Source organism: Pseudomonas sp. RU47 (assembly GCF_004011755.1).
GTDB lineage: Bacteria > Pseudomonadota > Gammaproteobacteria > Pseudomonadales > Pseudomonadaceae > Aquipseudomonas.
In genome coordinates this window covers 658,337-677,507 of record NZ_CP022411.1, presented here as the reverse complement: position 1 = coordinate 677,507, position 19,171 = coordinate 658,337, and the positions used below count along the sequence as shown (strand labels likewise).

Annotated in this window: 18 protein-coding genes; 9 read left to right on the top strand and 9 right to left on the bottom strand. The window is 59.6% G+C overall.

Translation table 11 applies throughout. The features are described 5' to 3' along the window. Positions 1-28 precede the first annotated feature (28 nt). Both CCX46_RS02955 and CCX46_RS02950 read left to right on the top strand, forming a co-directional pair. Positions 29-976: a LysR substrate-binding domain-containing protein gene (locus CCX46_RS02955; RefSeq protein ID WP_177413847.1), complete on the top strand. Its 948-nt coding sequence runs from the start codon at positions 29-31 to the stop codon at positions 974-976. A 98-nt stretch (positions 977-1,074) separates the two neighbouring features. After that, positions 1,075-1,608 (top strand): ferritin-like domain-containing protein, encoded by a 534-nt coding sequence (locus tag CCX46_RS02950; RefSeq protein ID WP_127925641.1) that lies wholly within the window; start codon positions 1,075-1,077, stop codon positions 1,606-1,608. 100 nt (positions 1,609-1,708) lie between these two features. Here CCX46_RS02950 and CCX46_RS02945 read toward each other — a convergent pair whose 3' ends face one another. Beyond that, a complete protein-coding gene (locus CCX46_RS02945; RefSeq protein WP_127925640.1) occupies positions 1,709-3,784 on the bottom strand; it encodes an AsmA family protein in 2,076 nt (691 codons plus the stop codon). Between the two features lie 385 nt (positions 3,785-4,169). On the opposite strand from CCX46_RS02945, the gene CCX46_RS02940 reads away from it, so the two are divergent. The 7 genes from CCX46_RS02940 (at position 4,170) to CCX46_RS02910 (ending at position 9,395) form a co-directional block, all read left to right on the top strand. Continuing rightward, positions 4,170-4,595 (top strand): hypothetical protein, encoded by a 426-nt coding sequence (locus CCX46_RS02940; protein ID WP_127925639.1) that lies wholly within the window; start codon positions 4,170-4,172, stop codon positions 4,593-4,595. Positions 4,596-4,750: 155 nt separating this feature from the next. After that, positions 4,751-5,383, top strand: a complete 633-nt coding sequence (locus tag CCX46_RS02935) for a TetR family transcriptional regulator (protein ID WP_077570695.1) — start codon at positions 4,751-4,753, stop codon at positions 5,381-5,383. Between the two features lie 300 nt (positions 5,384-5,683). Then, positions 5,684-6,184, top strand: coding sequence for an urease accessory protein UreE (gene ureE, locus CCX46_RS02930; protein WP_127925638.1), 501 nt, complete (start codon positions 5,684-5,686; stop codon positions 6,182-6,184). Next, the gene (locus tag CCX46_RS02925; protein WP_127925637.1) at positions 6,181-6,855 is read left to right on the top strand and encodes an urease accessory protein UreF; all 675 of its coding nucleotides are present in this window, start codon (positions 6,181-6,183) and stop codon (positions 6,853-6,855) included. Before ureE ends, CCX46_RS02925 begins: the two co-directional genes overlap by 4 nt. A gap of 11 nt (positions 6,856-6,866) precedes the next feature. After that, complete coding sequence (gene ureG, locus CCX46_RS02920) at positions 6,867-7,481, top strand: urease accessory protein UreG (protein ID WP_007915910.1); 615 nt, start codon at positions 6,867-6,869, stop codon at positions 7,479-7,481. A 27-nt stretch (positions 7,482-7,508) separates the two neighbouring features. After that, positions 7,509-8,081, top strand: a complete 573-nt coding sequence (locus CCX46_RS02915) for a HupE/UreJ family protein (RefSeq protein ID WP_127925636.1) — start codon at positions 7,509-7,511, stop codon at positions 8,079-8,081. A gap of 180 nt (positions 8,082-8,261) precedes the next feature. Then, positions 8,262-9,395 carry an AGE family epimerase/isomerase gene (locus CCX46_RS02910; protein ID WP_127925635.1) on the top strand — a complete coding sequence of 378 codons (1,134 nt, stop codon included), beginning with the start codon at positions 8,262-8,264 and terminating at the stop codon, positions 9,393-9,395. A gap of 121 nt (positions 9,396-9,516) precedes the next feature. Here CCX46_RS02910 and CCX46_RS02905 read toward each other — a convergent pair whose 3' ends face one another. From CCX46_RS02905 to amaA, 8 genes are all read right to left on the bottom strand, one after another. Next, positions 9,517-10,422 (bottom strand): cation diffusion facilitator family transporter, encoded by a 906-nt coding sequence (locus CCX46_RS02905; RefSeq protein ID WP_127925634.1) that lies wholly within the window; start codon positions 10,420-10,422, stop codon positions 9,517-9,519. A 175-nt stretch (positions 10,423-10,597) separates the two neighbouring features. Continuing rightward, complete coding sequence (locus CCX46_RS02900; protein ID WP_007915905.1) at positions 10,598-11,362, bottom strand: SDR family oxidoreductase; 765 nt, start codon at positions 11,360-11,362, stop codon at positions 10,598-10,600. A gap of 840 nt (positions 11,363-12,202) precedes the next feature. Continuing rightward, positions 12,203-12,919: an ABC transporter ATP-binding protein gene (locus tag CCX46_RS02890; RefSeq protein WP_116031847.1), complete on the bottom strand. Its 717-nt coding sequence runs from the start codon at positions 12,917-12,919 to the stop codon at positions 12,203-12,205. Continuing rightward, entirely contained in the window at positions 12,916-13,788 is an 873-nt protein-coding gene (locus tag CCX46_RS02885) for an ABC transporter ATP-binding protein (RefSeq protein WP_127925633.1), read from the bottom strand. The genes CCX46_RS02890 and CCX46_RS02885 overlap by 4 nt, the downstream gene beginning before the upstream one ends. Next, on the bottom strand, positions 13,785-15,086 hold the full coding sequence (gene livM, locus CCX46_RS02880) for a high-affinity branched-chain amino acid ABC transporter permease LivM (protein WP_095047315.1): 1,302 nt from the start codon (positions 15,084-15,086) through the stop codon (positions 13,785-13,787). Before livM ends, CCX46_RS02885 begins: the two co-directional genes overlap by 4 nt. A gap of 3 nt (positions 15,087-15,089) precedes the next feature. Beyond that, positions 15,090-16,004: an ABC transporter permease subunit gene (locus CCX46_RS02875; protein WP_034151619.1), complete on the bottom strand. Its 915-nt coding sequence runs from the start codon at positions 16,002-16,004 to the stop codon at positions 15,090-15,092. 239 nt (positions 16,005-16,243) lie between these two features. Continuing rightward, positions 16,244-17,377: an ABC transporter substrate-binding protein gene (locus tag CCX46_RS02870; protein WP_038360427.1), complete on the bottom strand. Its 1,134-nt coding sequence runs from the start codon at positions 17,375-17,377 to the stop codon at positions 16,244-16,246. A 369-nt stretch (positions 17,378-17,746) separates the two neighbouring features. After that, complete coding sequence (gene amaA / locus CCX46_RS02865) at positions 17,747-19,030, bottom strand: L-pipecolate oxidase (RefSeq protein ID WP_127925632.1); 1,284 nt, start codon at positions 19,028-19,030, stop codon at positions 17,747-17,749. Positions 19,031-19,171 lie beyond the last annotated feature (141 nt).

Below are 19,171 nucleotides of genomic sequence, written 5' to 3'. Positions count from 1 at the left end.
AATCAGTCGGGATGAATTCATTTCATCCATGGAGCTTTTCATGTTCGCCTCGCTGCCACTCACCGCCCTGCGCGCTTTTGAATCGGCATCACGGCTGCTCAGTTTCAAGGCTGCCGCCGAAGAACTGTCGGTCACGCCCACGGCGATTTCGCACCAGATTCGTTCGCTGGAAGACTGGCTTGGCGTCGCGTTGTTCGAGCGTCTGCCGCGCCAGGTTCGTCTGACCGAGGGCGGCGAGCGCCTGTTTCGCAGCTTGCATGGCGCGCTGCTGGAAGTGGCGCAAAGCGTCGACACCCTGCGCCCGCAGCGCAACGCCAGCACGCTGACGCTATCGACCACCGCCGCCTTCGCAGCACTGTGGCTGGTGCCGCGCCTCGGGCGCTTTTATGCCCAGCATCCGAACATCAACGTGCGCCTCGATACTCACTGTGAAGTCATCGATCTGCATCAGGACGCCAGCGTCGATCTGGTGTTGCGCTACAGCCTCGACGACTACCCGAACCTTTATGGCCTGTGCCTGTTCGATGAATCATTCGGTGTTTACGGCTCGCCCGAGCAAGTGGCGCTGGCCGCGCGGCGCACACCGACGTTGATCAGCGTGCGCTGGCACAACTCCAAGCTTTACGCCCATGGCTGGGAAGCGTGGTGCGCGAAGGCCGGCGAAAACTGGTTGAACCCGCAGCCGGCCATCCGCGAATACGATGAAGAGCATTACGCCCTGCAAGCGGCGATCGCCGGGCAAGGGCTGGTGCTGGCGAGCAATATTCTGGTGTCGGAGAGTGTTGCCAGTGGCTTGCTGGTGCCGTTCATGGGTCAGGTTCAAGTCGATGGCGCCGGGTACAGCGCGTTGTGTGTGCCGGGGCGCGAACGGCATCCACCGGTGCGGGCGTTTTTTGCCTGGTTGCGGGAGGAGGCAGTTTTGTCCGGGCTGGCACCGAGATTGCAGCCTTCGGCAGCGCCTGCAGGGGTTGCGTAAACCGATAAAACTTTTTGCAACGCTCATGACTCACAGCTTAGGAAGCGACCGCGTCCGCAGAACGTGGCGCCCATCGGATTAGCCTCCAGGAGATCGAAATGAGCGACGACCTGCATCTGTCAGATGTCCAAACACTGCGCGACCGTGCGCGCCAACACGTCGAAAACGGCGCCGTCACCGAGGGCTACAGCGCCGACCGTGAAGAGGTGCTGCGCTTGCTCAATGAATCGCTGGCCACTGAACTGGTCTGCGTGTTGCGCTACAAGCGCCACTACTTCATGGCCACCGGTGTGAATGCCAGCGTGGCCGCCGAAGAGTTTCTCGAACACGCCACTCAGGAAGCCCAGCACGCCGATCGCCTGGCCGAGCGCATTGTGCAATTGGGTGGCGAGCCGGAGTTCAACCCCGACATGCTGTCGAAAATGTCCCACGCGCAATACGTGGCCGGGGAAACCCTGAAAGAAATGGTTTACGAGGACCTGGTGGCCGAGCGCATCGCCATCGACAGCTACCGCGAAATCATCCAGTACATCGGCGAGAAAGACCCGACAACCCGACGGATCTTCGAAGATATTCTGGCGCAGGAAGAAGAGCATGCCGATGACATGGCTGACATCCTGAAAGACCTGTAACCCTTCAAAACCGCCTTCGCGAGCAGGCTCGCTCCCACATTGGAATGCATTTCAAATGTGGGAGCGAGCCTGCTCGCGAAGGGGCCCTTACGGGCACCGACTATTTAGTGGGTTTGACGGTAACCGGCGCCTTGCCCGCCTTCATCTGCTCCAGCAACGGCGCACACTGATTCGGCTCGCCACCACTCGGCGCTACCAGCGCCAACAGCCCCGCCGCTGGCGCTGCGATCACGCCCAGCGCCACCATCCCCGCCCCGCGCAACATCAGCGGCACAGCCTTCACACCCGCATCCGGCTTGATGAACTTGCCACGCACGTACAGCGGCGAGCGCAGGGAAATCAACCGCCAGCCCTTGGATTCCGGCGTCACGGTCAGATCCAGTTGCTCGGTGGCCATGTTCGCCGTGCCGTCGATGTAAATGATCGCGTTCTCGGTATCGAAGACAAACAACTGCGTGGTGGCCAGACCGCTCTTGATGTCGAAGTCCGCCGCTGCGCAGTTGATCTTCACTTCCTTGTCGCCAAAGATCTTGCCGACCACATAGTTGCCGACGTTGAGCCCGGCCAGTTCCATCAGCTCACGGCTGATCGCGCCATCGTTGATCAGCATCTTCAATTTGCCATTGGCCCCACCCAGCAGCTTGGCCACCGAGTTGCCGCGCCCAGTGATATCGGCGTCGCCATTGAGCTCACCGAAACTGGTCTTCATCGGTTCAAAGGTCGGGAACAACTCTTTGAGTTTGAAGCGGCGCGCGGTCAGTTTGGCGCGACCTTCCAGCGGCTCGGTGCGACCGTTGAGGCGAATCTGTGCATCAAGATTGCCGCCCGCCACACCGAAGCGCAGCGGCTCCAGGCTCAGTTCGCCATCGTTGAGTTTCAGGTGGGTATAGAGGTCGTTGAACGGCAGTTTCTCGCTGTGGACGATGCGCTTGCCGGTGAACTCGACGTCGGCGTCCATCGCGCGCCAGCGATCGGTCTTGAACTCTTCCACCGGCAGCACTTTATCGGCCGGCTGTTTGCTATCGCCGCCGCGAGCCTTTTGTTTGTCATTGGAGTCGGCGCCGATCAGTGGTGCGAGATCGGCGAACAGCAGTTGATTGGAGAGCAACGCGCCGCTGAGTTTTGGCCGTGGCTGGCTGGCGACGTAGGTCAGGTCGCCATGGATATCACTGCTGCCGATCTTGCCGTTGAACTGCTCGTAGGTGAATTTCGCCCCGGCCTCGTCGTGCAGCTTGGCAATCAAATGGCCGTCGGTGGCGTACGGCGGTGTGTCCGGCAGTGTCACCCCAGTCAGCGGATAAAGATTGCCGAGGCTGGCACCGGCCAGTTTCAGGCGCAGATCAAGGGCGCCTAGGTTCAGTGGATCGGTCAGCGTGCCGGCCAGTTCGATGCGGGTGTCGCCAATCTTCGCCTGAGCCTGCAGCGGGAATGGCTTGCTCGCGTCCTGCAAGGCGAGCAGACCGCCGATCTTGCCTTGGCCTGTGAGGTTCTGGCCGTGGTATTGGCCTTTGACCTTCAGAGCAAACGCATAATCCTGCGGTGAGCCGCCCTTGTCCTGCGCGGTTTTCGCCGCTTTGGCACCGACGATGTCGCTGTAGGGAATCGGCTTGCCCAGCGGATCGATCAGCACATCAAGATTGGTTTTGAGCGTCTGGTCGTCGAGAGTGACGTGGCCCTTGTCGAACCCGATGGCGCCAATATCAACCACCCAATTCGACGGCTCGGCATTCGGATCTTTCGGGTCGAACTTGAATGTCCAGTTGGCGCGGCCATCGGCCAGACGCTGCAACTCGGCATTCGGTTCGGTCAGGTCGATGCGCGGAATCACCACCCGTTGCGCCAACAGCGCCAATGGCGAGATACGCAGCTCAACGCGCTTGAGCGTGACCATTTGCGGTTTTTTCGACCAGTCCGGGTTGCCCAGGCTCAAATCCTCAGCGACCACATGCGGCCACGGCACCCACGCACGCCAGCCACCCTCGTCCGGCTCGCGCTGCCAGATCACCGCGAGGTTGCCATTGATGGCAAACGGTCGGTGCAGTTCTTCCGAGACTTTGGCGTTGAGCGGCGGTTTGATCCGGTTCCAGTCGAAGAACACGATGATCAATACCAGCACGGCCAGTAGCAGCACGAGGATGGCGAAGGTCCAGCTGAAGATTTTTCCAGTGCGCGTCATGCACAAAGCTCCTGATCACGACCGCACGCAAAGACTGCGGCGCACGGCTGAAACGGCGGGCCAAAGCGGCCCTCATGAAATCTACGACTGGCAAACCAGCCGCAGGTTTAATCGAAAGGCCGATTACCGCGCAAAAAGTCGCGCGAAATCTGACCGATCAGTCGAACAGTGTTACCGCGACCCGCACTTTTGCGAGGCGCGAGTGAGTCGGAAATACCCACTCCGGTGCAAAACCGTCGCCCGCAAAGCCGCGATCTAGAGCCTCCCGGCAGAACAATCAATTCTGTTGATTATTACCATTGCGTTTATGAACTTTTATATCGACTTATCGAGAGTAGCATTGCCCTCGTACCCACTTTATCGCCCTCCCAAGGAGCAACCCATCATGAAACGCCAATTACTGCTCAGCCTTACCCTGTCGATGCTAGCCAGCACTGCTTTCGCCCTGCCCGCTGCCGATCAGGCTACTCCGCAAGTGAAATCCAGCCACTCGGTATTCAGCCAAACCATAGCAGCTGATGGTTCGGACCGTACCCCACAAGGTCAGACTCTGGCTGAAGGTGGCCGTGATCGCCTGGAAGAGAAAGGTCTGGTTCAGGACGGCTACGACAAGACTCCACAAGGCCAGACCTTGGCTTCTGACGGTGGCGACCGCACTCCACAGGGTCAAACCTTGGCGTCCGATGGTAGCGACCGCACTCCACAAGGCCAAACCCTGGCTTCTGATGGCGGCGACCGCACTCCACAAGGTCAAACCCTCGCCGAAGGTGGTGGTGACCGTGTGATCGAACGCAACAGCAAATTGAGCTAAGCCCATGGCGGCCTGGAAAAAAAGCCCAATCAACGGATTGGGCTTTTGACTTTTCTGACCCGGTAAAACCTTTCGCCCCACCTCCTCCCGTTCGACGCCGACAAAGCCGATTTGCTAGAGTGCGGCGCTTGTCCTGCCATAGAACACACCCTGCGATGCTGCCCCGCGCCGAACAGAAACAACAGACCCGCAACGCCCTGATGGACGCTGCCCGCCACTTGATGGAAAGCGGCCGAGGATTCGGCAGCCTGAGCCTGCGCGAAGTAACCAAAACCGCCGGAATCGTGCCCACCGGTTTCTACCGGCATTTCGCCGATATGGATGAGCTGGGCCTGGTGCTGGTCAGCGAAGTCGGCCAGACCTTCCGCGAAACCATTCGCCTGGTACGGCACAACGAATTCGTCATGGGCGGCATTATCGATGCTTCGGTGCGGATCTTCCTCGACGTGGTCAGCGCCAATCGCTCGCAATTCCTGTTTCTCGCTCGTGAGCAGTACGGCGGCTCGCTGCCCGTGCGCCAAGCGATCGGGCGCTTGCGCGAGAACATCAGTTCCGACCTGGCTGCCGATCTGACGATGATGCCCAAGCTTCAGCATCTGGACGCCGAGGGCCTGAGCGTGATGGCAGATCTGATCGTCAAATCGGTGTTTGCCACCCTCCCCGACATCATCGACCCGCCCGCCGAAGCCCTGCCGGAGCATCTGACGCCGCAGGCGAAGATCACCCAGCAACTGCGCTTTATCTTTATCGGGCTCAAGCATTGGCAAGGCCTGGGCAGTACCGAGTAACAACTCTTCCTTACTGATACCTCCGGTCCCCCTGTAGGAGTGAGCCTGCTCGCGATAGCGGTTTATCAGCTACATATTTGCTGACTGACACTCCGCTATCGCGAGCAGGCTCACTCCTACAAAGGTGCGGCGTCACGGCCTCCATTTGGTGCATAAAAAAGTCTTCACGCACCAAAACCTTTCATATTCCCGCAACATCTTGAAACATCCACTACGCTCCGACAGGGATTTCCTACATCTCGTCCGATTGGCAAGGCCCTTGCTCTAGACCAATCATTGTCCATAGCTGGAAGTTTTCCGATGCTGGTGATTCACCGCAGAATCGACCCTCAACCCGTCTGGGCCGCCGAGTTGCACCTGACCTTCGAAGCGCGGAGCAAAAGCCGTTTGCGCTGTTTCAGTGCCGAGGGCGAAGACGTCGGGTTGTTTTTGGAGCGCGGTCAGCCGCCACTGTTTGATGGCGAGTGCCTGCAAGCCGAAGACGGCCGCATCGTCCGCGTCTGCGCCCGCCCCGAGCAATTGCTGCACGTCACCTGCGCCAACGCCTTCGAACTGACCCGCGCGGCTTATCACCTGGGTAATCGCCACGTCGCCCTGCAAGTTGGCGATGGCTGGTTGCGTCTGCTCGACGATTACGTCCTCAAAGCGATGCTCGAACAGCTTGGCGCCCAGGTCAAAGCCATTGAAGCACCGTTCCAGCCGGAACACGGTGCCTACGGCGGCGGCCATCACCATTCCCGACACGGCGACGAAGACTTCAATTACGCGCCGAAACTCCATCAGTTCGGCGTACGCCTGTGAATCCGGCCTGGGCGCTGCTGCGCCTGGCCAGTCCGCAACTGCCGATTGGCGGCTACAGCTATTCGCAAGGCCTGGAAATGGCTGTGGATAACGGCCGGGTGAAAAAACCGGACGACGCCCGCCGCTGGATCAGCGATCAGTTGCTGCTCAATCTTTCGCGTTTTGAAGCGCCGCTGTTGCTCGCGCATTGTCAGGCGGCGGCGGATGAAAACTGGAGCGAGTTGCTGATCCTCTGCGAAAGCCACCGCGCCAGCCGCGAGACTCGCGAGTTGCATCTGGAGAGCCGGCAGATGGGCTATTCGTTGCAGCAATTGCTCAATGGTTTGCCTGAACTCGACACGCCCGCCCGCGACTTTCTCGATCAATGTTCAGAACCGCACCTGGCTCTGTGCTGGGCGCTGGCCGCGCGCGCCTGGGGCATCAACCCACAGGACGCCCTCGCCGCGTGGCTGTGGAGCTGGCTGGAAAACCAGCTCGCCGTACTGATGAAAACCCTGCCGCTGGGTCAGCAAGCCGCGCAACGCCTGACCAGCGAACTGCTGCCGCTGCTGCAACAAGCGCAGCAGGATGCGAGCCGAATCAACCCCGAACACATGGGCAGCGCCGCGTTCGGCCTGTCCCTGGCGTGCATGGCCCACGAGCGCCAGTACAGCCGCCTCTTTCGCTCCTAGGAGAAACATTAATGAACACACAACCTCTGCGCGTCGGCATCGGCGGCCCGGTCGGTTCTGGCAAAACCGCGTTGACCCTGGCCTTGTGCCTGGCCTTGCGCGAGCGCTACAACCTCGCCGTGGTCACCAACGACATCTACACCCGCGAAGACGCCGATTTTCTCGTGCGCAATGAAGCCCTCGCGCCCGAGCGGATCATCGGCGTGGAAACCGGTGGCTGCCCGCACACGGCGATCCGTGAAGACGCCTCGATCAACCTGGAAGCGGTCGATCAACTGAACCGGCGTTTTCCGGGGCTGGATCTGATTCTGGTGGAATCCGGCGGCGACAACCTCTCAGCGACCTTCAGCCCGGAGCTGTCCGACCTGACCATCTACGTGATCGACGTCTCGGCCGGCGACAAGCTGCCGCGCAAGGGCGGGCCGGGCATTTGCAAATCCGACCTGCTGGTGATCAACAAGATCGACCTGGCGCCGCTGGTGGGCGCCTCGCTGGAGATGATGGACAGCGACACCAAACGCATGCGCAACGGCAAGCCGTTCGTCTTCAGCAACCAGAAAACCGGTCAGGGCCTTGAGCAAATCATCGCCTTCATCGAACGCCAGGGCCTGCTGACCGCAGCCTGATTCACTGATCAACAAGGAAGCTCATCCATGACACTCAAACGTATTCTTGGCGCTGTGGCGCTGCTGCTGACCCCGGCGCTGGCCTTCGCGCATCCGGGGCATGGCGACAGTGGCTTGATCGCCGGCATCAGCCACCCGATCGGCGGCCTCGACCATTTGCTGGCGATGGTGGCAGTCGGTTTGTGGGCGGCGCAGCAGCAAGGCGCGGCGCGTTGGGCGCTGCCGTGCACGTTTGTCGGCACCATGCTGATTGGCGGCATGCTCGGTTTTGAAGGGCTGCAATTGCCGGCGCTGGAAAGCGGGATTGCTGCGTCGGTGCTGGCGTTGGGTCTGGCGGTAGCGCTGGCGGTGCGTCCGCCGTTGGTCATGGCGGTGGTGGCGACGGCGGTGTTTGCGTTGTTCCACGGTGTGGCGCATGGGCTGGAGTTGCCGGACATGAGCAATCCTTGGGCGTATGCGGCGGGTTTTGTCGCCGCGACGGCTGCATTGCATGCCGCTGGTTATGCGGTGGTGCGTTTTCTACCTCGGGCGGCTGCACCGTTGGTGCGGTTGGCCGGAGCGGCTTCGGCAGTGACTGGGGCCTGGTTGCTGGCCGGCTGATCTCTATCGCCTGAACTGCCCTTTCGCGAGCAGGCTCGCTCCCACAGGTTTTGTATACGCTGCAAATCCACTGTGGGAGCGAGCCTGCTCGCGAAGGCGGACTGACAGACACCACATCGCTCAGGCCGGTCTCTCTGCTACCATGTCGCGCAATCGCCCCAGCCGTGACGACGTCCGCCCATGCCCCACGCTTCCCGCTCCACCGCCCTGCCCGAATTGACCGCCCTGTTCGATGATGTGCAACAGCACTTCGTCAATGTGATCGTGCCCCTCTGGCAAGGCCCGGGCTGGAACGCCGACATGGCGCTGCCCTTTGAGGCGCTGGACGCCGCGCACCAACCGCTGCCACCGCAGCGCTACCGGGCGATGGCCTGCGCGCGGCAGCTGTATCTGTTTTCCAGTCTGATCGGGGTTGTGGATAACGCTGAAGTCCGCGCCGCGGCGCTGTTCCGCTCGCTGCAACGGCACTTCCATGATGCCAAACACGGCGGCTGGTTCTACAGCATCGACGCACAAGGCAAGCCGCTGGATCAGCGCAAAGACCTCTACACCCACGCCTTCATCCTGTTTGCCTGCGCGCATTACTGGGCAAAGTCCGGCGATCCGCTGGTCGAGTCGACGTTGAATGCGGCGCTGGAAATCATTGGCCGGCGCTTTGCCACCGGTGATGGCTTGTACGAAGCCTGCCTGGAGCGCGACTGGATCACCCTGCAGACCGGTCCGCTGCAAAATCCGTTGATGCATCTGGCCGAAGCGTTTCTCGCCACCCTGGCGGTTCGTGAAGATGTACAGACGCAGCAGGCATTGCTGGAGTTATGCACAGCCATGCACAAGCAGTTCGTCGATCCGCAATATGGCGTGTTGATGGAAAAACCGCTCGGGGCTGTGGATAACTGGTATGAGCCTGGGCATCAATTCGAATGGTATTTCCTGCTGGAATCGTCAGCGTTGCTGCGGGGTTCGAAACTGCACGCGGCGCTCGACCGGGCGTTTGCCTTCACCGAGCAATACGGTGTGGTGCAGCCATCCGGCGCGGTGCGGGCGATGCTCGATCTGGAAATGGACGGACGCCCGCGAGACTCGACTCAGCGGATCTGGGCTCAGGCGGAATATCTGCGCGCGCTGACCTTGCGTCAGGGCAGTGAAGCGGTGGTGCTGCGCCAGTTGCAGGCGTTGCAGCAGCGGTTTCTGCATGCCGGTGGCTGGCATGAGTGCCGGGATGAATTGGGAGAGGTGAGCCGTAAGGACATGCCTTCGACTACGCCTTATCACTTGGCGACTTGTTACCACGGTCTGGCTGAATATCTTCGCTGATTTATAGATCGCTTTCGCGAGCAGGCTCGCTCCCACAGTTGATTGTGCGGCTCACAAATAGTGTGTTCAGCGCAATTCAATGTGGGAGCGAGCCTGCTCGCGAATGGCCGTTATGCGGTCTCTAAGCGATCCATTTCTTGTCCCCGGTAAAGCTGATGGTCAACCAGCGCGCCGCATCCGGCTTGCCCAGCTTCGCCGAAATCTCTTCGCGTAACGCATCCAGCTGTCCGACATTGCTCAACGCATAATCCGCCGGCAACACCACATGAATTTCGATAAACCGTGCCCGCCCGTGCTTCTGCACGTACGACACGTAATCGTCGAAACCATGCTCGGTTTTCGCCGCCTCCATCACCTGGCGCACCTGATCATCCAGCGTGTCCGGGGCGATCCCCAAGACATCGCGCAGCGCCGGCCCAAGGATCTTGAACGCCGGCGGCAACATGGTCAGCGCCAGTACGATCAGGATCAACGGGTCGACATACACCGCCCACTGACCATAACCCTGGGACTTGAGCAGCAGCGCCGCGAGGAAACTGATCAACAAGCCCACGGACAGCATCGCGTCCACCAGCCAACTGATGTTGTCGAACTGGATCAGGCTGGATTTGAGCTTGCGGTTACGCTGCCGGACGTAGAAGAAGTAGGCGAACTCGACAACGGTAAACACCGCCGCATAAATGATCACCAGGCCCAACTCGATCTCGCGGCCACCGTTGATGATGCCGAACACGCCGTTGAGGAACGCGTAGATCGCGATCAACATCAGGAAGCTGCCTTCGATCAGCAGCACCATCGGCTCCAGATGCCAGAAACCGAACTGGAAACGGTGATTGCTTTCCTTGGCGATCAGCTTGGCAGTGATCAGCATCAGAACTTTGATGAACGTTGCGATCAGCGAGAAAAAACCATCGAACAGGATGGATTGCGAACCTGAAACAAAACCGGTGACGATCCCGGCAATCGCCACAGCCAACATCAGAATGGTCGATTGTTTGAGCAGTGCCTGCTCACCTCGGTTACTCACTTTGACTCCTCGAAAAACCTTGAAAACCGCGGGGTGCGGTTAGGTTGTTGCGAGGGGAGTTTACCTTATCGCCCTGTTTTGGCCGATTTGCCCCCTTCGCGAGCAGGCTCGCTCCCACTTTGAAATGCATTCCAATGTGGGAGCGAGCCTGCTCGCGAAGGGCTTCAACGCGGTCTTAAGCCTTGTTCCGCTCGATGGCAAAACCGGCCCAGGTCTGGCTCACCGGCATCAACTCGAGGCTGTTGATGTTGATGTGCGCCGGCGCATTCATCACCCAGAAAATCGTCTCGGCGATGTCCTGCGGCTGGATCGGCTCGGCACCCGCGTAGGTCGCGTTGTAACGCTCCTGATCGCCAGCAAAACGCACCAGCGAGAACTCGCTTTCACACAGCCCAGGCTCAATGTTGCTGACCCGCACGCCGGTGCCCTGCAAGTCGCAACGCAGGTTCAGCGAGAACTGTTTAACGAACGCCTTGGTCGCGCCATACACATGGCTGCCCGGATACGGATAGTTGCCGGCGATGGAGCCAAGGTTGACGATGCCGGCGCCACGGCCGTGGGCGATCAGGCGCGGCAGCAGCAGGCGGGTTGCGTACATCAGGCCTTTGACGTTGGTGTCGACCATGGTGTCCCAATCGTCCAGATCGCACTTCGGCGCCGGGTCCACGCCCAGCGCTAAACCTGCGTTGTTGATCAGGCCACGCAGCTTGGCGAACGATGGCGGCAAGTTGGCAATCGCCTCCTCCATCGCCTTGCGATCACGCACATCGAGCACCAGACCATGCACTTCGGTCTGCTTCGACAGCTCGGCGCACAGCGCATTGAGGCGTTCTTCACGACGACCGGTCAGCACCAGTTTCCAGCCAGCCTCGGCAAAACGGCGGGCACAGGCTTCACCAAATCCGGACGTCGCGCCGGTGATAAACAGGGTGTTGGACATCGTGTTCTCCTTGCTTCGGCCGCCGGGGCAGCCCTTGGAATAGAAAATCAGCAGGCAGCATGCCCGGCCCGGCACTCACGGGCAACTGCTACAAAGTGTACAAAAAACAACCAACCCCGCCGGCGCCATAGCCGCCGTGGCCTGTAGCCATGTGCACGCATGTTATCCACAGCCCCTTCCACAGTTTCCGGGGGCAAGTACTATCGCGCAAAGCCGCGCCACACAAGGCTTTTCGGGCGAAATAGAAAGTTTTTTGCTTGACCCTGAAGTGGCGGATGTGCGGGACATGGCATTTTGCACGACAGGTCAGTCAGCACAGTGATTGCGCGAGGCCAGCAATTACGGCCCTCAGCGCAGTCTTTCCAGAGTTTAATCACAGACTTATCCACAGGCCTGTTCACGTCGAATTGCCTAAGAGGCGATGCCTAGAAAAAGGTTGACAACGACGCCTTCAGCCTCAGCAAAAACACCTGATCAAAAAACAACCACACACTTGCAAGCCACGGATTACAAGGCCTGCAACTAGATACACCCACGTTATTCACAGCCAGCTCCACAGTAACCGGGGACAAGTCAAAACTGTGCAAAAACAGCCATTTGCAGCGTCTATATGTCGCGCTTTGGCAGCTTGGAGAATTTGTTTTCCACAATTCTGGATTCTGGCGCAGATCAACTGTAGGAGTGAGCCTGCTCGCGATACCGGTGCACCAGCCACCGATGATGGCGAATGGGAAACCGCGATCGCGAGCAGGCTCACTCCTACAGGGTTTTGCGGTGGCTATGAGAGATAAAAAAACCCCGACATTTGCGTGTCGGGGTTTGTGGACAACTTATGAAGAATCAGTGCCCGCCCAGATAGGCGTTACGCACCTCCTCGTTCACCAGCAGCTCTTTACCGGTACCTGTCAGGCGAATCTCGCCGTTGACCATCACATACGCCCGGTCCGACAGCTTCAGCGCATGGTTGGCGTTCTGCTCGACGAGGAAAATGGTCATGCCGGTTTTCGCCAGTTCCCGCAGGGTCGCGAAGATCTGCTTTACCACAATCGGCGCCAACCCAAGGCTAGGCTCATCGAGCAGCAACAGCTTCGGCCGACTCATCAACGCCCGGGCAATGGCGAGCATTTGCTGCTCGCCACCGGACATGGTCATTGCCCGCTGCGTGCGCCGCTCTTCAAGCCGAGGGAACAGCTCGAACATCCGCTGCATGTCCTCTTTGGCGTACTTGTCACCAATCGGGATGGTGCCCATCAGCAGGTTTTCCTCGACGGTCATGTCAGGGAACACTCGCCGCCCTTCCGGCGACTGCGCAATGCCGTTGGAAGCGATGTAGTGCGAGGACTTGTGGGTAATGTCTACGCCCTGATAAAGAATCTGCCCGCTTGCCGCCCGTGGCTGACCGAAGATCGACATCAGCAACGTCGATTTGCCGGCGCCGTTGGAGCCGATCAGGCTGACGGTTTCCCCTTCATTGATCTGCAGCGAAACACCTTTGAGCGCCTGGATCGGGCCGTAGAAGACGTCGAGGTCTTTCAGTTCGAGGATCGGTTGGGTCATGCCACTTCCTCTTCATCGGCGCCGAGGTAGGCGGCGATCACTTTCGGATCGTTACGGATCGCTTCAGGCCCGCCTTCGGCGATGACGATGCCGTGGTCCAGCACCACGATGTGATCGGAAATACTCATAACCATGCCCATGTCGTGTTCGATCAGCACCACGGTCAGATCGTGCTCGTCGCGCAGCAGCCGGATCATCGCGCTCAGCGCTTCGGTTTCCTGAGGGTTGAGGCCGGCGGCCGGTTCGTCGAGGCAGATGATCTGCGGCCGCGTGCACATGGCCCGGGCGATCTCCAGACGGCGTTGCTGACCGTAGGAAAGCTCACCGGCGAGACGGTTGGCACAGTCCACCAGATCGACCACTTCCAGCCAGTAGAACGCGCAGTCCAGCGCGTCACTTTCGGCCTTGCGGTAGCCCTTGGTGTTGAGGATGCCGGCGAGCATGTTGCGGTTGACCCACATGTGCTGGGCCACCAGCAGGTTTTCCAGCACCGACATTTCCTTGAACAGGCGAATGTTCTGAAAGGTTCGCGCCAGGCCTGCACGGTTTACCAGGTGCGTACCGCCGAACATCTTGTAGTACATGCGGCTGAGGAAAGATTTCGGTGAGACAAAATCCGTCGGTTTGAACGACTCGCCCAGCAACTGGATGACGTTGGTCTGCTGGCCGCGCACATTGAGTTCGATCTTGCCGCCCGAGGCTTTGTAGAACCCGGTCAGGCAATTGAACACTGTGGTTTTGCCGGCGCCGTTGGGGCCGATCAGGGCGAAAATCGAGTTGCGTTTGACCTTCAGGCTGACATCGCTCAAGGCCTTGATGCCACCGAAATGCATCATCAGTTTTTCAACAGAGAGTACGACTTCACTCATGGCGCAGTCCTCTCATAGTGAATGGCACCTTTGCGTGGAGTGACCCCGGTACGGCTGATGCGAATCAGCCCGCGTGGTCGCCAGATCATCATCAACACCATCAGGATGCCGAACAGCAGCACGCGATATTCGGCGAAGCCACGCAGCAATTCCGGGGCGACGGTGAGTACGAATGCAGCGATCACCACGCCGATGGTCGAGCCCATACCGCCGAGTACGACGATGGCGAGGATCAGCGCCGACTCGAAGAAGGTGAACGAGGTCGGGTTGACGAAGCCTTGGTAGGTGGCGAAAAACACCCCGGCCAGACCTGCGGTCGACGCACCGATGGTGAACGCCGAAAGCTTGACCAGCACGTGGTTGAGGCCCATCGAGCGGCAGGCGATTTCATCTTCACGCAAGGCTTCCCAGGCGCGGCCGACCGGCATCTTCACCAGACGATGCTTGATGTACAGCACGGCCAGCACCACGAGGAACAACACCGCGTAGATGAAGTAGTACTTTACGTCCGGGTTGTAGGCGATACCGAAGAACTCATGAAACGGCACCCCGCCATCCTTCGCCCGTTTGCCGAACTCCAGACCGAAGAACGTCGGCAGCGGCGCCGGCATGCCGTTCGGGCCGCCAGTCAGGGACAACCAGTTATTGAGGACCAGGCGAATGATTTCACCGAAGCCCAGGGTCACGATCGCCAGGTAGTCGCCGTGCAGACGCAACACCGGGAAACCGAGGATGCACCCGGCCAGCCCGGCAGTGATCGCCGCCAGTGGCAGCACCGTCCAGAAACCCAGACCGAGGTATTGATAACCCAGCGCCAGACCGTAAGCGCCGATGGCGTAGAACGCGACGTAACCCAGATCGAGCAGACCGGCCAGACCGACTACGATGTTCAGCCCAAGCCCCAGCAGCACGTAGATCAACCCGAGGATGACCACGCCGAGCAGATAGGAGTTGGAGACAAACGGCACGATGACGGCCAGCACAATCAGCAGCGGGATGATCCAGCGCAGCGAGGATTTGTGATCGGCAGGCAGCACGTGCACACCAGAGCCGGTGCTCTCGAATCCGTCGAGAATTTTCAGGCCCTTGGGCGTTTGCAGGAACAGGCTGAGGGCAAAGCGGCCAATCATGACAATGCCAATGATCCAGGCCACGCGGGTCGGTTCGAGGTTGAAACTGTAACCCTCGAGCACAACACCGACAATCGGGCCGAAAACGATCAGGGCAATCAGGCCGGCAAGAATCGCCTCAACCAGGCTTTTTTTGATATCGATGGATTTTTGAGTGGTTGAAGACATCGCTTACACCTTCGACACAAGAGGACGGCCCAACAGGCCCTGCGGCCGGAAGACCAGAACAAGTACGAGCAGCGAGAAGCTGAACACGTCTTTGTAGTCGGAGTTGACCAGACCGGAGAACAGCGACTCGGAAATGCCGAGGATGATCCCGCCGAGCATTGCCCCAGGCAGTGAACCGATCCCGCCAAGCACCGCCGCGGTGAACGCCTTGATGCCGATAATGAAGCCGGCATAGAAGTCGAAAGTGCCGTAGTTCATGGTGATCAATACACCGGCCAGCGCCGCCATGGCTGCACCGATGATGAACACATAGGAAATGACCCGGTCGGTATTGATGCCGAGGATCGAAGCCATCTTGCGGTCTTGCTGGGTCGCACGGCACATGCGTCCGAGCTTGGTGTACTTGATGACGTAGGTCAGCAGGCCCATACCGACGAACGCGGCCACCAGAATGAAGACTTTGGTGTAGGTCAGTTGCACGAAGCCAGTACCGACTTCGACACGCCATGCCCCGCTCAACAGGGTTGGCACGCCCTGTTGCTTGGCGCCTTGAGCGATCTGTGCGTAGTTTTGCAGGATCAGGGAGATGCCGATGGCGCTGATCAACGGGGCCAGTCGGGTGGAGTTGCGCAGGGGTTTGTAAGCGACTCGCTCGATGACCCAGCCATACACCGCCGTGATCACGATGGTGAAAATCAGCGTGCCGAGCATCAGCAGCGGGAAGGATTCAATACCGAAGTACGCCAGCAGAGCCAGACTGATTGCCGCCAGGTAAGCAGAAATCATGTAAACCTCGCCGTGGGCGAAGTTGATCATGCCGATGATGCCGTAGACCATTGTGTAGCCGATGGCGATCAGGCCATAGACCGACCCGAGGGTCAGGCCGTTGACCAGTTGCTGCAGGAAAATACCATCCATAACGCAATCTCACGCAGTGAGAACCTGCACACCTGTGGTGTGCGGTTCTTCTAGGAAAAATACAGATTTACGTCGGAGCAATGTCAGCCACGATCAGCCGACCCGCACCGCTCCTGTGGGAGCGAGCCTGCTCGCGAATGCGGTCGATCATTCAACACATGTGTTGGCAGTCATTCCGTCTTCGCGAGCAGGCTCGCTCGCACATTGGATCGGTGCGGATCAGCCGATCGCGTCAGCCCTTACTTCTGTTTTTCCAGCTGGTGATATTTGCCGTCCTTGTCCCACTGGTAAACCACGTAGTCGGAGACTTTCAGGTCGCCCTTGGAGTCCCAGGTTTTTTCGCCCATGACGGTTTTCACCGGATTTTTCTTCAGCCAGGCCGCAGCCTCTTCGCCCTTGTTGGACTTCGCGCCGTTGAACGCGGCAGCCAGGGTCTGCACCGAAGCGTAGGCATACAGGGTGTAGCCCTCAGGCTCGGTACCAGCCTTGCGGAATGCGTCCACTACGGTCTTGCTCTCAGGTAACAGACGCGGGTCGGCGCCGAAGGTCATCAGCACGCCATCGGTGAATTGCGGGCCACCGGCGGTGGTCACCAGCTCGTCAGTCACGATGCCGTCATCGGACATGAACTTGACGTCTTTCAGGCCTTGTTCACGCAGCTGGCGAACCAGCGGACCGGCCTCCGGGTGCAGACCGCCGAAGTAGACGACGTCGGCGCCGGCGCCACGGATCTTGGTGACGATGGTGCTGAAGTCTTTTTCACCACGGGTCAGGCCTTCGTACAACACAGGCGTTACGCCGCGCTTGACCAGTTGTGCCTTGGTGGCATCCGCCAGGCCTTGGCCGTAGGTGTCCTTATCGTGCAGTACGACGACTTTCTTGCCCTTGAGCACGTCGACGATGTAGTCGCCGGCCACGATGCCTTGCTGGTCGTCACGCCCGCACATACGGAACATGGCGCTGAGGCCGCGCTCGGTGACTTGCGGGTTGGTCGAACCCGGGGTGATCGCGATGATCCCGGCTTCGTCGTAGATTTCCGACGCTGGAATGGTCGAAGAGGAGCAGAAGTGACCGACCACGCCGGCGACTTTCTGGTTGGTGAGGTCCTTGGCGACCGTCACGGCCTGCTTCGGCTCGCAGGCGTCATCGCCCTTGACCAGTACGATTTTTTCCCCGTTGACGCCGCCCGCCGCGTTGACTGCGTCAGCCGCTGCCTGTGCACCCTTCATGTACTGCTCGCCAAATGCCGCGTTGGCGCCAGTCATTGGACCCGCTACACCGATTTTCACATCAGCTTGAGCAAACGCAGAAACACCCAACGCAGTAGCCACTGCGAGGGCCAGAAAGCCTTTCTTGTAAAACGTCTGGGACATGAGGTGGTGCTCCAAGGTTTTTTTTAGTTGGCACTGCGACTTCACTTCACTGAATGCTCTGAGCAAGGGCCGTGCCATCGGTTTTTTATTCTTCAAAAAGTCGCTGCTTTCTTGTTATTTCGACTGTTTCGTTCCCATTTTCATTGGGCGTGCAACCGTCTAAACCGCGGAAGGTGAAACCTTTTATTTTTTCAGGCGCAACCCGCACGCGCCATCATTGCAACCGCGGCGCCAAACGACGTGCAACCAGCCTGTAACAGCCCGGCGTCACCGAACTGCACACTGCTGGTGCGGGACTGCTACAACCCGCACCATTACAGGCTAGTCGCTGCATCGAAAAGCGCCGCTTCCGGCAACATATTTCAACACTCAAATGACAATGCGCAGGCACTGGCCCGCGTGATACAGCGAGAACCCGGCCTCGTACAGGCAACTGCGCAAGCCCACACCCGCCAAGGGCTGCATCGGTGCGAAGGGAATCGGCAAAGCTTGAGGGTCGCCGTGACACAGATAGTCGGCGAAGGCTTTGCCGACCACGGTGCCAGTCGTGACGCCACGACCGTTGTAACCGGTGACGGCCACCAGTCCCGGCGCCGGTTCGAACAGGCGCATGAGGTGATCGGGCGTGAAAGCGATGCGCCCGGTCCAGGTGCATTCCCACTCGACGGGTTTCAGATTGGGGAAGTAATGCTGCTGCACGCGGTCGGCCCAGGCCTTGAGAAACCACGTCGGTTTCTGATTGCCATTGCCGAGGCTGCCGAGCAACAAGCGCCCTTCTTTGTCGCGACGGATGCTGCTCAGCACCTGACGGGTATCCCATGAACCCTGCCCGCCCGGGAGAATTTGCTGCGCGGCGTCCTCGGTCAGCGGCACCGAAGCGACCTGATAGTAGTAACCGGGGAAGAAGTTGCGCTTGAGTTCGGTCCAGTCACCTTCGGTGTAGGCGTTGGAGGCGATGACCACTTGTTCGGCCATTACTGAACCGTGCTCGGTTTGCACTGACCAGTTCGAGCCCTGACGTTCGAGGCGAGTGACCGGCGAATGATCGAACATTTGCCCGCCGAGACCGCTTACCGCGTTGGCCAGCCCGGTGACATAAGCCATCGGGTTGAGCGTGCCGGCGCGACGGTCGAGCAACGCAGCAGCGATTTTTTGCGTGCCGGTGGCTTGCTCGCAGGCCTTGCCGGTGAGCAATTCGACCGGCGCACCACGGCGTTTCCATTGCTGTTCACGACTGCGCAGATCCGCCTCGCCCTTGGCGTTGTGCGCCATGTGCAGCGTGCCTTCGCGGCGCAACTGGCAATCGATGTTGTATTTATCCACAAGGCTGAACACCAGCGCCGGCGCGGCCCCGAGCATACGATTGAGCTGACTGCCGACCGCTTCGCCGAAGCCGGCTTCGATCTCGTCCGGCGGAATCCACATGCCGGCGTTGACCAGCCCGACGTTGCGTCCGGAACCACCGTGACCGGCGCGATGAGCTTCCAGCACGCAGACGCTTTTGCCTTTTTCCAACAGATGCAGCGCCGCCGACAAACCGGTGAACCCGGCGCCGATCACGCAGACATCGACTTTGACTTCGCCTTTGAGCGCGGTGTTATCCGGCCTTTGTGGCGTGAGCTTTTCCCACAGACACTCTTCGCGTAACGGCATTGCCAGACTCCAACAGAAACCTAACAAACACTGCATACCCTGTGGGAGCGAGCCTGCTCCGGGCGGCGTTCCGACGAAAGCGGTATATCAGCCAACATCTAAGTCGACTGACCCACGGTATTCGCGAGCAGGCTCGCTCCC

Coding starts and splice junctions, on each gene's coding strand:
- CCX46_RS02900 (WP_007915905.1), bottom strand. CDS start 11,362: ATGTCCAACACCCTGTTTATCACCGGCGCGACGTCCGGATTTGGTGAA.
- CCX46_RS02955 (WP_177413847.1), top strand. CDS start 29: ATGGAGCTTTTCATGTTCGCCTCGCTGCCACTCACCGCCCTGCGCGCT.
- ureG (WP_007915910.1), top strand. CDS start 6,867: ATGAACACACAACCTCTGCGCGTCGGCATCGGCGGCCCGGTCGGTTCT.
- ureE (WP_127925638.1), top strand. CDS start 5,684: ATGCTGGTGATTCACCGCAGAATCGACCCTCAACCCGTCTGGGCCGCC.
- CCX46_RS02910 (WP_127925635.1), top strand. CDS start 8,262: ATGCCCCACGCTTCCCGCTCCACCGCCCTGCCCGAATTGACCGCCCTG.
- CCX46_RS02945 (WP_127925640.1), bottom strand. CDS start 3,784: ATGACGCGCACTGGAAAAATCTTCAGCTGGACCTTCGCCATCCTCGTG.
- CCX46_RS02890 (WP_116031847.1), bottom strand. CDS start 12,919: ATGACCCAACCGATCCTCGAACTGAAAGACCTCGACGTCTTCTACGGC.
- CCX46_RS02885 (WP_127925633.1), bottom strand. CDS start 13,788: ATGAGTGAAGTCGTACTCTCTGTTGAAAAACTGATGATGCATTTCGGT.
- CCX46_RS02915 (WP_127925636.1), top strand. CDS start 7,509: ATGACACTCAAACGTATTCTTGGCGCTGTGGCGCTGCTGCTGACCCCG.
- CCX46_RS02935 (WP_077570695.1), top strand. CDS start 4,751: ATGCTGCCCCGCGCCGAACAGAAACAACAGACCCGCAACGCCCTGATG.
- CCX46_RS02875 (WP_034151619.1), bottom strand. CDS start 16,004: ATGGATGGTATTTTCCTGCAGCAACTGGTCAACGGCCTGACCCTCGGG.
- CCX46_RS02870 (WP_038360427.1), bottom strand. CDS start 17,377: ATGTCCCAGACGTTTTACAAGAAAGGCTTTCTGGCCCTCGCAGTGGCT.
- CCX46_RS02940 (WP_127925639.1), top strand. CDS start 4,170: ATGAAACGCCAATTACTGCTCAGCCTTACCCTGTCGATGCTAGCCAGC.
- amaA (WP_127925632.1), bottom strand. CDS start 19,030: ATGCCGTTACGCGAAGAGTGTCTGTGGGAAAAGCTCACGCCACAAAGG.
- livM (WP_095047315.1), bottom strand. CDS start 15,086: ATGTCTTCAACCACTCAAAAATCCATCGATATCAAAAAAAGCCTGGTT.
- CCX46_RS02950 (WP_127925641.1), top strand. CDS start 1,075: ATGAGCGACGACCTGCATCTGTCAGATGTCCAAACACTGCGCGACCGT.